Source organism: Microbacterium sp. ZXT2-5 (assembly GCF_055329545.1).
Map to the genome: position 1 here is coordinate 234,493 of NZ_JBUZWD010000001.1, position 13,752 is coordinate 248,244.

General features: G+C 71.9%; 14 protein-coding genes. 6 read left to right on the forward strand and 8 right to left on the reverse strand.

The window, feature by feature from the left end:
* The first annotated feature begins 50 nt into the window (after positions 1-50).
* The 3 genes from aroA to bcp all read left to right on the forward strand — a co-directional run bounded on the left by aroA (position 51) and on the right by bcp (position 3,052).
* Entirely contained in the window at positions 51-1,424 is a 1,374-nt protein-coding gene (aroA, locus tag ACZBH1_RS01110) for a 3-phosphoshikimate 1-carboxyvinyltransferase (RefSeq protein ID WP_336398514.1), read from the forward strand.
* A 64-nt stretch (positions 1,425-1,488) separates the two neighbouring features.
* Entirely contained in the window at positions 1,489-2,550 is a 1,062-nt protein-coding gene (gene rsgA / locus ACZBH1_RS01115; RefSeq protein WP_336398513.1) for a ribosome small subunit-dependent GTPase A, read from the forward strand.
* 31 nt (positions 2,551-2,581) lie between these two features.
* Positions 2,582-3,052, forward strand: coding sequence for a thioredoxin-dependent thiol peroxidase (gene bcp / locus ACZBH1_RS01120; protein ID WP_336398512.1), 471 nt, complete (start codon positions 2,582-2,584; stop codon positions 3,050-3,052).
* Between the two features lie 38 nt (positions 3,053-3,090).
* Here bcp and ACZBH1_RS01125 read toward each other — a convergent pair whose 3' ends face one another.
* Complete coding sequence (locus ACZBH1_RS01125; RefSeq protein WP_336398511.1) at positions 3,091-3,483, reverse strand: histidine kinase; 393 nt, start codon at positions 3,481-3,483, stop codon at positions 3,091-3,093.
* Positions 3,484-3,758: 275 nt separating this feature from the next.
* Here ACZBH1_RS01125 and ACZBH1_RS01130 point away from each other — a divergent pair, with 275 nt between their 5' ends.
* Positions 3,759-4,007 (forward strand): WhiB family transcriptional regulator, encoded by a 249-nt coding sequence (locus ACZBH1_RS01130; protein ID WP_018171995.1) that lies wholly within the window; start codon positions 3,759-3,761, stop codon positions 4,005-4,007.
* A gap of 120 nt (positions 4,008-4,127) precedes the next feature.
* On the opposite strand, the gene ACZBH1_RS01135 is transcribed toward ACZBH1_RS01130, so the two are convergent.
* The 3 genes from ACZBH1_RS01135 to ACZBH1_RS01145 are packed head-to-tail and all read right to left on the reverse strand — an operon-like array spanning position 4,128 to position 7,577.
* Positions 4,128-5,636, reverse strand: coding sequence for a sensor histidine kinase (locus ACZBH1_RS01135; protein ID WP_336398510.1), 1,509 nt, complete (start codon positions 5,634-5,636; stop codon positions 4,128-4,130).
* A gap of 4 nt (positions 5,637-5,640) precedes the next feature.
* The gene (locus tag ACZBH1_RS01140; protein WP_463645234.1) at positions 5,641-6,948 is read right to left on the reverse strand and encodes a CpaE/TadZ family protein; all 1,308 of its coding nucleotides are present in this window, start codon (positions 6,946-6,948) and stop codon (positions 5,641-5,643) included.
* A complete protein-coding gene (locus tag ACZBH1_RS01145) occupies positions 6,945-7,577 on the reverse strand; it encodes an SAF domain-containing protein (RefSeq protein WP_463645235.1) in 633 nt (210 codons plus the stop codon). Before ACZBH1_RS01145 ends, ACZBH1_RS01140 begins: the two co-directional genes overlap by 4 nt.
* 98 nt (positions 7,578-7,675) lie before the next feature.
* Between ACZBH1_RS01145 and ACZBH1_RS01150 the strand changes: the two genes are divergently transcribed.
* Positions 7,676-7,957: a helix-turn-helix domain-containing protein gene (locus ACZBH1_RS01150; protein WP_336398507.1), complete on the forward strand. Its 282-nt coding sequence runs from the start codon at positions 7,676-7,678 to the stop codon at positions 7,955-7,957.
* A gap of 11 nt (positions 7,958-7,968) precedes the next feature.
* On the opposite strand, the gene ACZBH1_RS01155 is transcribed toward ACZBH1_RS01150, so the two are convergent.
* Positions 7,969-8,565, reverse strand: a complete 597-nt coding sequence (locus tag ACZBH1_RS01155; RefSeq protein WP_452324796.1) for a hypothetical protein — start codon at positions 8,563-8,565, stop codon at positions 7,969-7,971.
* Positions 8,566-8,695: 130 nt separating this feature from the next.
* Between ACZBH1_RS01155 and ACZBH1_RS01160 the strand changes: the two genes are divergently transcribed.
* Complete coding sequence (locus ACZBH1_RS01160; RefSeq protein ID WP_336398505.1) at positions 8,696-9,133, forward strand: Rv3235 family protein; 438 nt, start codon at positions 8,696-8,698, stop codon at positions 9,131-9,133.
* Between the two features lie 40 nt (positions 9,134-9,173).
* Here the strand turns inward: ACZBH1_RS01160 and ACZBH1_RS01165 are convergent, their stop codons facing one another.
* The 3 genes from ACZBH1_RS01165 to secA all read right to left on the reverse strand — a co-directional run bounded on the left by ACZBH1_RS01165 (position 9,174) and on the right by secA (position 13,752).
* Positions 9,174-9,530, reverse strand: coding sequence for a hypothetical protein (locus tag ACZBH1_RS01165; RefSeq protein ID WP_336398504.1), 357 nt, complete (start codon positions 9,528-9,530; stop codon positions 9,174-9,176).
* A 78-nt stretch (positions 9,531-9,608) separates the two neighbouring features.
* On the reverse strand, positions 9,609-10,835 hold the full coding sequence (locus ACZBH1_RS01170) for a pyridoxal phosphate-dependent aminotransferase (RefSeq protein WP_463645236.1): 1,227 nt from the start codon (positions 10,833-10,835) through the stop codon (positions 9,609-9,611).
* 85 nt (positions 10,836-10,920) lie between these two features.
* The gene (secA, locus tag ACZBH1_RS01175) at positions 10,921-13,752 is read right to left on the reverse strand and encodes a preprotein translocase subunit SecA (RefSeq protein ID WP_336398502.1); all 2,832 of its coding nucleotides are present in this window, start codon (positions 13,750-13,752) and stop codon (positions 10,921-10,923) included.

Genomic DNA, 13,752 nt, shown 5'->3' on the forward strand with positions numbered 1-13,752 from the left:
GGCCCCGCATTACGCGGCGGATCAGAAGCCGTTCAGTAGGGTAGAACCCGATGACAGTCGACGGGTATTCCCCCACCTCCGCGCCGATCGAGCGCGGCCACTGGCGTGCCCCCGTCGCGGACGGTCCGCTGCACGCGACGGTGACCGTTCCCGGGTCCAAGTCGCTGACCAATCGCGAGCTCGTGCTGGCCTCGCTCGCCGACGCGCCGAGCCGGCTGATCGCACCGCTGCACTCCGACGACTCCGCCCGGATGATCGACGCGCTGCGCTCGCTCGGCGTCGGCATCGAGCGCGTCGAGGGCACGGGCATGTACGGCCCCGACATCGAGGTGACGCCCGTGTGGCCGCTCCGCGGCGACACCGAGGTGGACTGCGGGCAGGCGGGCACCGTCATGCGGTTCGTCGCCGGCCTCGCCGGCTTCGGGCGCGGCGACGTGACCCTCACCGCGCACGAGAGCGCGCTGCACCGGCCGATGGGGGCGATGATCACCGCACTGCGCGACGTCGGCGTCGACATCGACGACGGCGGACGCTGGGCCCTGCCCTTCATCGTGCGCGGGCACGGTCACGTGCGCGGCGGCGAGGTGACGATCGACGCCGGCGCGTCCAGTCAGTTCGTCTCGGGGCTGCTGCTGGCCGCGCCCCGGTTCGACGTCGGCCTCCAGCTCAAGCACTCCGGCAGCCGCCTGCCCAGCATCCCCCACATCGACATGACGGTCGAGGCGCTCGGGCATCGCGGCGTGCACGTCGAGCGCCCCGGCGTGGGCGAGTGGATCGTGCCCGCGGGCCCGATCCGCGGCAAGGACGTGGCGATCGAGCCCGACCTCTCCAACGCGGCGCCGTTCCTCGCGGCGGCGATGGTCGCGGGCGGCTCGGTGTCGGTCACCGGCTGGCCGGCGCACTCCACGCAGCCCGGCGCGATGCTCACCGAGATCCTCTCCCTCATGGGTGCCCGCGTCGTCCGCCGCGGCGGCGCGCTGACCGTCACCGCCGGCCCGGCCATCCAGGGCGTCGATCTGGACCTGTCGGCCGCGGGCGAGCTCACCCCGACGATCTTCGGCCTCGCCGCCTTCGCGGAGTCGCCGTCCACGCTGCACGGGATCGGCCACATCCGCGGCCATGAGACCGATCGCATCGCGGCCCTCGTGTCCGAGCTGCGGCGCCTCGGCGGAGAGGCGGAGGAGCTCGCCGACGGCATCCGCATCACACCGCGGCCGCTGCACGGCGGCACCTGGCACGCGTACCACGACCACCGCATGGCGACCACAGGAGCGCTCATCGGCCTCGCCGTCCCGGGCGTCGAGGTCGACGACATCGGCACGACGGCCAAGACGATGCCCGAGTTCCCCCACATCTGGCAGCGGATGCTCGAGGGCCGGCACGCCGACGGCGGCCGGCCGGAGGAGACGATGCGCGCGTCGTGAGACGGCGCGCGCATGGCCCGCACAGCGATCGGGATGACACGGTGAACCGACCCAGGACGACGGCATGAGCTGGCTCGACGACCTCGACGAGGACGACGAGCCGGAGTTCGACGAGGCCGACGTGCGGGTGCGCCCGAACCCGAAGGCGAACCGCCCGCGCACCAAGCGGCGCCCGGCGCACAGCGACGCGCGGATCGCGCGCGTGCTCGGCGTGGACCGCGGCAGGTACACCGTGCTCGTCGACGAGGACCTGCCCGACGAGCGCACGGTGCTCGCCACCCGGGCGCGCGAGCTGCGCAAGACCCCGATCGTCACGGGCGACCGCGCGCGCGTGGTGGGCGACGCGTCGGGCGACGACGGCACCCTGGCGCGCATCGTGGGCATCGAAGAGCGCACGTCGCTGCTGCGGCGCAGCGCCGACGACACCGACCAGGTCGAGCGCGTCGTCGTCGCCAACGCCGACCAGATGCTCGTGGTCGTCGCCGCCGCCGACCCCGAACCCCGCCCGCGGCTCGTCGACCGCTACCTGGTGGCCGCGCTGGATGCCGGCATCCGCCCTCTCCTCGTCGTCACCAAGACCGACCTCGCCGACCCGGCCGCGTTCCTCGCCCACTTCGAGGGCCTCGACCTCGAGGTGTTCGCCAGCGGAAAGGAGGAGATGCCGCTGGACCGGATCGGCGCGGCCCTGGCCGGCCACTCGACCGTGTTCGTCGGGCATTCCGGCGTGGGCAAGTCCACGCTCGTGAACGCGCTCGTCCCCGATGCGCGGCGCGCCACCGGGCACGTCAACGTCGTGACCGGGCGCGGGCGCCACACCTCCAGCTCCACGGTGTCGCTGCGCTACCGCGGCGAGAGCGGCAGCGGCTGGGTCATCGACACCCCCGGGGTGCGCTCGTTCGGACTCGGGCACGTCGACCCGGCGAACATCCTCCGCGCCTTCACCGACCTCGCCGAGGTGGCCGAGGAGTGTCCTCGCGGCTGCACGCACCTCCGGGATGCCCCCGACTGCGCGATCGTCGAAGCGGTCGAGGAGGGGCGACTCGGTCCCGGCGGCCCGGCGCGGCTCGATTCGCTGCAGCGGCTGCTGGAGACGTTCGCGAAGAAGGCGCAGGAGCCCGGCGCCTGAGGCACGACGGGCCGCCGCCTAGAGTGGACAGGTGACCACGACGCGCCTCGAACCCGGCTCCCTCGCCCCCGCATTCACCCTCGTCGACCAGGACGACCGTGCCGTGCACCTCGAGGACCTCCGCGGCGGCCGGGTCATCCTCTTCTTCTACCCCGAGGCGATGACGCCCGGCTGCACCAAGGAGGCGTGCGACTTCCGCGACAGCCTCGCACCGCTGCAGGCCGCCGGCTACACCGTCCTCGGCGTCTCGCGGGACCAGCCCGAGAAGCTCCGGCGGTTCCGCGAGCGCGACGGCCTCACCTACGACCTGCTGAGCGACCCGGACCACGCGGTGCACGAGAAGTACGCGGTGTGGGGCGAGAAGGTGAACTACGGCAAGACGTTCATGGGCGTCATCCGCTCGACGTTCGTCATCGACGAGGAGGGCCGGATCGCGCACGCGCTGTACAACGTGCGCGCCACCGGGCACGTGTCGCGCCTGCGGACGACGCTCGGAGTCTGAGACCGGATCAGCGCGACGCGCATCGGCGCGATCGCGGATCAGCGCGAGGCCGCTCCCGGCGCGTCGCCGTCCGCTCCATCGGCGCCTCGCGCCTGGCGTCCGGCATCCCGCACGGCCAGCACGAGCAGCACCAGCACCACGACGGCCGGCACGGCGAGGGCCAGGGCGAGCCCGGGGACCGCGAAGGCCCCGGTCGCGGCGCCGAGCGCGACGGCGAGGATCAGCAGCTGCGTGACGATGCCGCCGGAGCGCCCCCACGACTGCCCCCGCCAGATGGCGGCCGCGAACGCCAGCACCGCCACGGCGCCGACGAGGGTGAGCACGACGAGCGCGATCGCGCTCTCGATCGAGCCGGTGTCGCCGCCGACGATCGCCGCGATCTCCCCGACGGTCAGCGCCGCGATGCCGAGACCCTCCAGACCCACGAGCACCGCCGCGATCCTTCCGGACAGGTTTGTCCGCATTCTCCGTCGACTCCTCTTCCACACGTCAGGCGTTTGTGCGAAACCTCCAGGTCAGAGGGGGAACACTCAGCCGGTTCCACATAAACCCGCCGATCAACCCTTGATTCAGGTAAACCGCTATGGGACGATTGGTGAAGCCGTGTGCTCCCACAGCGACGTGGGGCGAGTGATCTCGCACATCCCACAGGGTATCCGACCCGAACGGATCCCAAGCCCCACCCCCTCTCACAAGGAGCACCACCATGGACTGGCGCGACAAGGCCGCCTGCCTGACCGTCGACCCCGAGCTGTTCTTCCCCGTCGGGAACACCGGACCTGCCGTCGATCAGATCGAGAAGGCCAAGTCGGTGTGCGCACGCTGCACCGTCACCGAGATCTGCCTGCAGTACGCCCTCGAGACCGGACAGGACTCGGGCGTGTGGGGCGGTCTCTCCGAGGACGAGCGCCGCGCCCTGAAGCGCCGGGCCGCCCGCGCGCGCCGCGCCAGCTGACACAGCGCCCGAATCGAGCGGATGCCGCAGCCGCGGCATCCGCTCTCCTTTGCGCGCTCGGTTTCCCAAGCCCGGCGGTCCGGCTCCTACCTCGCTGCCCCCGTCGCGACCGGAGCCGCGTCAGCGCTCGCCGGCGCCCGTACTGCTCCGGCCCGCGTCGACGATGTACCGCAGCGGGATCTCGATCGTCACCTCGGTGCCGCTGCCCATGATGGTGTGCCAGTCGATGGTGCCGCCGAGCTCGCCCTGGATGAGGGTGCGGACGATCTGGGTGCCCAGGCCCCGTCCGACCTGCCCTTCGGGCAGCCCCGACCCGGTGTCGCGCACCCGCACCTCGAGCCGCTCCTCGTCGCGCTCGGCGACGATCTCGACGTCGCCCTCCTGACCTGCCAGGCCGTGCTCGACCGCGTTGGTCACCAGCTCGGTCAGCGCCAGCGCGAGCGGCGTCGCGTACTCGCTCGGCAGCGTTCCGAACCGGCCGGACGAATGGGTCTTGGCACGGGTGTTGGGAGCGGCGGCCACCTCGGCGACGAGCTTGAGCACCCGCGCGAACACCTCGTCGAAGTCGACGTTCTGCGCCAGTCCCTCCGAGAGGGTGTCGTGCACGACCGCGATCGCCGACACGCGGCGCATCGCCTGGGTGAGCGCCTCGCGCGCCTCCTCGGAGTGCGAGCGGCGCGCCTGGATGCGCAGCAGCGAGGCGACGGTCTGCAGGTTGTTCTTGACGCGGTGGTGGATCTCGCGGATCGTCGCGTCCTTGGTGATGAGCTCCTGCTCCTGGTGGCGGATCTCGGTCACGTCGCGGCAGAGCACGATGGCGCCGATGCGCGTGCCGTGATCGCGAAGCGGGATCGTGCGCAGCGACACGGTGACGCCGCGCGCCTCGAGGTCGGTGCGCCAGGGCGCGCGCCCGGTCACCACGACCGGGAGCGACTCGTCGAACTGACGCTTGCCGGGGAGGATCTGCGTCACGACCTCCACGAGCGACTCGCCTTCGAGCTCGTCCTCGAAGCCCAGCCGGTTGAACGCCGACAGGGCGTTCGGGCTCGCGAACGTCGTGACCCCGTCGACGTCGAGACGGATCAGACCGTCGGAGGCGCGCGGAGCGCCGCGGCGCGGCGACGTCGGCGCCGACAGGTCCGGGAAGTCACCCGAGGCGATCATGCCGAACAGGTCGTCGGCGCATTCGTTGAACGTGATCTGCTGGCGGGAGGGCGTGCGCGCCTCGCCGAGGTTGGTGTGACGGGTCAGCACTCCCACCACGCTCAGCTGACCGCCCTGCTGGCGGGCCACCGGCACGGCGCGCACGCGGGTGGGGGTCTCCTCGAACCAGTCCGGCGAGGCGGAGTCGACGATGCGGCCGCTGTGGAACGCCTCCCGCACCTGCGTGCGCCACTGCGGGCGCACGCGGTCGCCCACGATGTCGCGGTAGAAGAGGGTCGCCGCGCCGCTCGGGCGGGTGTGGGCGACGGCGACGAACGAGTCGTCCGACGTGGGCACCCACAGCACGATGTCGGCCGACGCCAGGTCGGCGAGGAGCTGGCCGTCCCCCGCGAGACGATGAAGCCACTCCACGTCGTCCTCGCTGGAGCGGCCCTGGGCGTAGACGAGATCGCTGAGGGTCGACACGGACCTAGCCTAGAGCGCGCGCGTCGGACCGTCGGTGCGCCGCGGCAGCTCGCGCCGAGCCGGCGCCGCGGGAGCGACGGATGCCGCGCCCCGGCGTCCTCTCGGGCGCTCCTGCCGCGGGAGTGGGCACGACGGCCTCTCCGGCGAATCGCCGCAGGCCCAGGACCAGCGGCGACTTCGGTGCGACCTCGGCGATCGGCCGGCCCGCGAGGATCGCCGCGTCCGCCGAGCGCGGATCCTGGGGCAGGAACCAGACGTCGCGGATTCCGGCGAAGCGGTCGAGCGTGCGGCGGACCTGGCCGCGCGCATCGATCCCGAGCGTGCCCGGGCGCAGCCGGTTCGCGACGACGGCGATCGGGGTGGCGCCGACGGCTGCGCGCAGGTCGGAGTGACCGCGGAGGAAGCGCGCGATCCCGACCGGGTCGGCCGCGGCGACCGCGACGACGAGATCGGCCGCGCGCAGCGCGGCGAGCGCTGCGGCGTTGCGGCGCGGGCCGTCGAGGTCGCTCACGATCTCCTCGTCGCGCTCGAGCGATGAGGCGACGTCGACCACCGTGTAGTCCGCCCACTCTCGGCAGGCGGCCAGCGCCGCCGCCACGCGACGCTCGCTCAGCTCGGGCCAGCGGGACGGGCGGTTGATGCCGGTGAGCACGTCGACGCCCGAGCGTCCGAGCGGTGTCGCGATGCGCTCGAGCTCGCTCGCGTCGAGCCCGCCGAGCTCCGCCTGGCGGCACGCGGCCGCGAAGCCGGGCCCCTCGTCGGCCAGCCCGAGCGTGAGAGCCAGCGACGGCGCGTGCGTGTCGGCGTCGACGAGCGCGACGTGGCGGCCGCCCCGCGCCAGCTCGACGGCGAGCTCGGTGGCGACGGTGGACCGTCCGGGTGCGCCCGCGGCGCCCCAGACCACGATCACCCGCGGCCGCTCCGGCGCCTCCGGCGCAGCGCCCACGGGCGCGGCCGACAGCGCGTCGGCGATGCGCCACGGCTCGATGTGCCGCTCCAGCGGCGCTTCGAGCCCGCACGCCGCGGCCAGACGCTCACCGGCGGCGTCGTCCACGAGCGGCACGACGCGCGTCCCCGCGCGGTCGCACAGCGCCACGACCGTGGGTGACATGGTGCGACGTGAGACCGCCAGGATCAGCGCGTCGGCCTCCGCGAGCGCGCGCAGCACGCCCTCCGCCTCGGCTCCCCGCAAGCCGTCGGCGGCGGCCAGCAGCGGCGCGTCCTCGGGAAGCTCCGCGATCACGTCGACGCCCTCGCGACGCAGTCCTGCGACGAGCGCGGCGGCGTCCTCGACGGCCACGACGACCTTCACGAGCCCGCCCCCGTAGCCGGGACGATGGAGAGCGCGGACTCGTCGGCCATCGCGGCGAGCGTCGCCGACACGTCGGCACGCGGGATGACGAGCTCGAGCGCGGCCGCTCCCCCGCCGATCATGGAGTCGTCCCGCGTCACCGAGACGACCGTGGCGTCGGCCACGAGCACCCGTGGCTCGTCGTACCCGCCGTCCTCGCGGATCGGTGCGGCCCAGACCTCGACGACGGCGCCGGCCCCGACGGAGGCGGGCACGTCCACGGCGCTGCGGACGACGACGTTGGTGGTGCGGGCCGACCGGGCCTCGCCGACGGATGCCGCCGGCACGAGCTCGCCGGCCTCGACGGTGCGTGTCGCCACGAGGGCGCCGGCGGAGTGCTCGGCCGGGAGGTACGCGCCGGCGAGCGCGCCGAGGGCGACATCGACGACCTCGAGGTCGCCGGGCTCGATGACCTGCCCGGGGACGAGGGTGTGGGCGGCGGCGTAGACGGGGACGGTCTGCCGCGCCGCCGTCACGACGAGCCAGACGCCGGCGACGGAGGCGGCCACCAGCAGCACGCCGAGGAAGAACCGGGCATCGCCCCAGAAGGCTCGACGCGGTGTGCGGACGGGATCGCTTGCGGCGGTCATGCGTCCATCGTCGCCGAGCCGGCGAAACGGCGTCGATCGTTATCCACAGGGCCTTCCCGCTCCGGCCCTCCCGGACACCGCGGGGCGATAATGGGGGCATGCCCGATGACCCGACGTCCGCCGTGCGTCTTCTCGCCCCCGCACAGGTGGGCGAGGTGCTCGGCGTCTCCGTCGACGAGGTCATGGCGCTCGTGCTCGAGGGACGGCTGCGGGGCGTGCGGGTGGGCGCGCCGGCCCGCTGGCGGATCGAGGCTGCGAGCGTGGGAGACTACCTGGACGACCAGGCCGAAGAAGCGCGCCGCATCGCCCTGTGGCACCAATCCCAGACAGCCAGCTTCCCCGAGCTGTGGGGCGGCGGGATCGTCCGCAACCCCGACTGATCCCGGGAGGATCAGGGCAGCGCCGGAGCCGTGTCCGCCCGGATCCACGCCACGGCGGCGAAGGGGATCAGGCGGTAGCCCGAGACCTCGTCGGCACGCCGTGGCGTCCCCGGCTCGTGCAGGGCCAGGTCGAGGTGATCGGCGCCTGCTCTGTCGATGGTGCCCGTCAGGACGCGCCCGCTCGTCAGGTGCACCGCGACCCCGGCACGCCGGCGCACGAGGTCGCGCAGGACGAAGCCGAAGGTCAGCCGGTCGGCCAGCGCCGAGCGGGCGGGGCCCGGCCGCGCGGAGCGGAGCAGGTCGGCGTGCGGCGCCCCGATCGCGAGGATGGATGCGAACGGCACGATGACGGCTCCGCCGCCCTCGGCGGGCCGCAGTGCGGCCCAGCCGGCGCCGACGCCGATGACAGCCGCCCGCAGGGTCGTCCCGTCGACGAGGTCGAACCCGTACGCCGAGGCGGCATCCGCGGCCAGCAGTGTCAGCCGTTCGGCGAGCGCCACACGGGACAGACGCAGCCGCTCCGCCTCGGTGTCCAGGGCATGGCGCTCGGCCTCCCATTCGGAGGCGAGCTGATCCTCGAGGTCGTCGAAGAACCGGTCCCAGCGCACTCCGCGAGAGTAGGGCAGATCCGCCCGCACGAGGGATGAGTTATCCACAACCTGGGCTTTCCGGGTTTTCCTGGGAGTTCGCCGTATGTTCTAATCGCAAAGACACATCCCCCATGTCAGATAGGCACCGATGGCAATGTCGCCCGCGGGTCGTGCCCGCCTCCCCCTCGCATCCCGCACCACCGAGCTCGCGGAGTTCTTCGCTCCGCAGCGCACGCCCTCCACCGCACTGCCCTCCCCCGAGCCGTTCCTGCGCAACCTGACGGTCGGCGTCCTGGAGGTCTTCGCCGGCGTGCGCGAGGTGGACCAGCTCGCCCGCTGGCTCACCGAGGACGCCTACCGCAAGCTGGTGACCCGCGCGAACCTGGCCGCGCGTGCGCGCAGCGCGCGCGGCGTGCCCGCGCGTCGGCCCGTCCACACGATCATGTCGGTGCACGAGTCCTCTCCCGCCGACGGGATCGTCGAGGCGGTCCTCGTCGTGCGCGGCCCGGCGCGCACCCGTGCCCTCGCCGTGCGCCTGGAGGGCATGGACGGCCGCTGGCGCGCGACGTCCCTCGCCCTGCTGTGAGACCGGACGCCCCCGCAGAGCGCGGGCGGCCGGTCGCTGCTCAGTCCTCGGCGTCCTTGTCGATGAGGTCGAGGAGCGACTTCAGCGCATCGCGGATCTCGTCGTGGTCGTACTGGCCCGCGCGGCTCTCCGCGGAGATCACACCGGAGCGGTGCACCTTGGCGAAGTCGCCGAACGGGAACGAGTAGGCCTTCTTGGTGTCGTGGTTCTCGCTCCGATCGACCCCGAGGTGCCAGTGCGAGTACTCGGTCCACCCCTCCTTCTCGATGAAGGCGTTCTCCTCCTCGGCGCTGGGGGCCGCCTCGGACCAGTCGTCCCGCTCGTCGCGCACGACCTTGCCGTCCCGGATCAGCGCACGCGCGTGGCGCAGCGCCGGCTGGTTCAGTTCGATGGACATGCCCAGGACGCTACGACACGAGCGTGCCACGGGTCAGGGGGTTGACGGATGCCGCGGGCCGCGGCATCCGTCTCCCGCTCACTGCTTGTACGACGCGAGGAAGTTGCCCAGCCGCTCGACGGCCTCGGTGAGCACGCGCGCCTCCGGGAGCGTGACGATGCGCAGGTGGTCGGGCGTGGGCCAGTTGAACCCGGTCCCCTGCACCAGCAGCACGTGCTCGGCGACGAGGAAGTCGTAGACCAGGCGTGCGTCGTCGTGGATCTCGTGCACGTTCGGGTCCAGCCTCGGGAACGCGTAGAGGGCACCCTTGGGCTTGAGGCAGGTGACGCCGGGGATCCGCTCCAGCCCCTCCCACGCGGCGTCGCGCTGCTCGTGGAGGCGTCCCTCCGGCGCGATGAGCGCGTCGATGGACTGCACACCCGACAGCGCCGCCTGCACGGCGTGCTGCGCGGGGACGTTCGGGCACAGGCGGGTCGACGCGAGCAGCTGGATGCCCTCGAGGAATCCGGCCGCGTGCTTCTTGGGACCGGTGATCACGAGCCAGCCCGAGCGGTAGCCGGCGACGCGGTAGGTCTTGGAGAGACCGTTGAACGTCAGGCACAGCAGGTCGGGCGCCAGCGTCGCGAGCGGGATGTGCTGCGCGTCGTCGAACAGGATCCGGTCGTAGATCTCGTCGGAGAGCAGCAGCAGCGAGTTCTCGCGCGCGATCTCGACGATGCCCTCGAGCACCTCGCGGGAGTAGACGGCGCCCGTGGGATTGTTCGGGTTGATCACGACGATCGCCTTGGTGCGGGGCGACACCTTCGCCCGGATGTCGTCGAGGTCCGGCTGCCACTCGTCGTCGGGATCGCACCGGTAGTGCACCGGTGTTCCGTCGGCCAGACTCGTCATCGCCGTCCACAGCGGATAGTCGGGAGCGGGGATCAGGACCTCGTCGCCCTCGTCGAGGAGCGCCTGCATCGTCATGGTGATGAGCTCGGACACGCCGTTGCCGAGGTACACGTCGTCGGGGTCGAACTGCGGGAAGCCCGGCACCTGCTCGTAGCGCGACACCACGGCGCGGCGCGCGGACATGATGCCCTTCGAGTCGCTGTAGCCGTGCGCGTGGGGCACGGCCTCGATCATGTCGCGGACGATCTGGAACGGCGCCTCGAAGCCGAACACCGCGGGGTTGCCCGTGTTGAGCTTCAGGATCGTGTGACCCTCGTTCTCGAGCCGGTCGGCCTCTGCCAGTGCCTGTCCCCGGATCTCGTAGAGGACGTTCTGGAGCTTGCTCGACTGGTCGAGGCGACGGAGGGGACTCATCGCCCCAGGATATCCGCGGCCGACGAGGGCCAATCGACGCCGCGTGGCCCGGGGTCCACGGGCCACGCGGCGGTCGTGACGAGTCCTACTTCTTGCGCTGCTCGGCGGCGCGGCGCTGCGCGCGGTTCTGCGGCGCCTGCTGCGGCGCGGCGGCCGCGGCATCCGTGCGCTGGCCGAACGCCCCGCGCGGGGCCTCCGCGGGAGCCTCCTGCTGACCGGGCGCACCGGCGGCCGCGGCCGCCTGACGCAGGCGGCTGGTCGCGGCCTGCTGCACCTGTCCGCGGTCGTTGCGCACCTCGACCTCGCCGGCGTCGTTGGATGCCGAGTACTGCAGGCGCTGGTTGTCGACCGGCTGCGCACCGAGGCCCTTGGCCTCGACCTGCGTGACCTGCTCGGCGCCGGCCTCGCCCTGACGCCGCACCTCGACCTCGAGGTTGTAGAGGTAGCCGACCGACTCCTCCTTGATCTGGCCCATCATCGCCTGGAACATCTGGTAGCCCTCGCGCTGGTACTCGATCAGCGGGTCGCGCTGGGCCATGGCCCGCAGGCCGATGCCGTCCTTGAGGTAGTCCATCTCGTACAGGTGGTCTCGCCAGCGGCGGTCGAGCACCTGCAGCACCACGCGGCGCTCGAGCTCGCGCGTCGCGGCCTCGCCGAGGGTCTGCTCGCGCTTGTCGTACGCGATGCGGGCGTCGGAGAGGATCTCGCGCTTGAGCCCCTCCGCGGTGATGCCGCCCTTGCGCCCGGCGGCCTCGGCGACGACCTCGTCGATCGTCACCCCCACCGGGTACAGCGTCTTCAGCTCGGTCCACAGCGCGTCGAAGTCCCAGTTCTCGCTGTGACCGGACCCGGTGTGGTCCTCGATGACGGCGTTGATCGCGTCCTCGATGAAGTGCTGCACGCGGTCGGCGATGTCGTCGCCCTGCAGGATGTGCCGGCGGTCGGAGTAGATGGCCTCGCGCTGACGGTTCAGCACGTCGTCGTACTTGAGGACGTTCTTGCGGATCTCGGCGTTGCGCGCCTCGACCTGGCTCTGGGCGGACTTGATCGCGCGCGTGACCATGCCCGACTCGATCGCCACGTCGTCGGGGAAGTTCGTGCGCGCGATGATCGCCTCGGCGGCGCCGGACTGGAACAGGCGCATCAGGTCGTCGGTCAGCGACAGGTAGAAGCGGCTCTCGCCGGGGTCGCCCTGACGCCCGGAGCGGCCGCGCAGCTGGTTGTCGATGCGGCGCGACTCGTGACGCTCGGTGCCGAGGACATACAGGCCGCCGGCCTCGACGACCTTCGTGCCCTCCTCCGCGACGCGGTCGCGGGTGGCCTCGTACACGGCGTCCCACTCGGCCTCGTAGTCGTCCGGCGTCTCGACCGGGTCCAGGCCCTTCGCCCTCATCTCCTGCACCGCCAGGAACTCGGCGTTGCCGCCGAGCATGATGTCGGTGCCGCGGCCGGCCATGTTCGTCGCCACCGTCACGGCGCCCAGGCGCCCGGCGCGGGCGACGATCTCGGCCTCGCGTGCGTGGTTCTTGGCGTTGAGGACCTCGTGCTTGATCCCCTTCTTGGCCAGCAGGCGCGAGAGGTACTCGCTCTTCTCGACACTCACCGTGCCCACGAGCACGGGCTGTCCGAGCTCGTGGCGTGCGGCGATGTCCTCGACGACCTGGGCGAACTTGGCCGTCTCGTTCTTGTAGACGAGGTCGGGCTGGTCCTTGCGGATCATCGGCTTGTTCGTGGGGATCTGCACGACGCCGAGCTGGTAGGTCGACATGAACTCGGCCGCTTCGGTCTCGGCCGTGCCGGTCATGCCTGCGAGCTTGTCGTAGAGGCGGAAGTAGTTCTGCAGCGTGACGGTCGCGAGCGTCTGGTTCTCGGCCTTGACCGGCACGCCCTCCTTCGCCTCGATGGCCTGGTGGATGCCCTCGTTGTAGCGACGGCCCACCAGGATGCGCCCGGTGTGCTCGTCGACGATCATGACCTCGTCGTTCATCACGACGTAGTCGGTGTCGCGCTTGAAGAGCGCCAGCGCCTTGATCGAGTTGTTCAGGAACGAGATGAGCGGGGTGTTCGCGGACTCGTAGAGGTTGTCGATGCCGAGGTAGTCCTCGACCTTCTCGATGCCGGGCTCGAGCACGCCGATCGTGCGCTTCTTCTCGTCGACCTCGTAGTCCACGCCCGGGTCGAGGGTCTTGGCGATCTTCGCGAACTCGACGAACCAGCGGTTCGCCTCGCCCGACGAGGGGCCGGAGATGATGAGCGGCGTGCGGGCCTCGTCGATGAGGATCGAGTCGACCTCGTCGACGATGGCGAAGAAGTGGCCCCGCTGCACGAGGTCCTCTTTGCGCCACGCCATGTTGTCGCGGAGGTAGTCGAAGCCGAACTCGTTGTTCGTGCCGTAGGTGATGTCGCAGCCGTACTGCTGGCGGCGCACCTCGGGGGTCTGCCCGGCGACGATCGTGCCCGTGGTCATGCCGAGCGCGCGGTAGATGCGGCCCATGAGCTCCGACTGGTACGAGGCGAGGAAGTCGTTGACGGTGACCACGTGCACGCCCTTGCCGGCGATGGCGTTGAGGTACACCGGGAAGGCGGCGGTGAGCGTCTTGCCCTCACCGGTCTTCATCTCGGCGATGTTGCCGAGGTGGAGGGCGGCACCGCCCATGATCTGGACGTCGTAGGCGCGCTGGCCCAGCGTGCGCTTGGCGGCCTCGCGCACCGCGGCGAACGCCTCGGGCATGAGCTGGTCCAGCGTCTCGCCGGCCTCGTGGCGAGCGCGCAGCTCCGCCGTCTCTCCCCGCAGCTCTTCGTCGGTGAGGTGCTCGTAGTCCTCTTCGAGGGCGCCGACGGCCTTCACGACCTGCTGGAGCCGCCGGAGGATGCGACCCTCACCGGCGCGAAGCAGTTTCTCGAGGGGGTTGGCCAC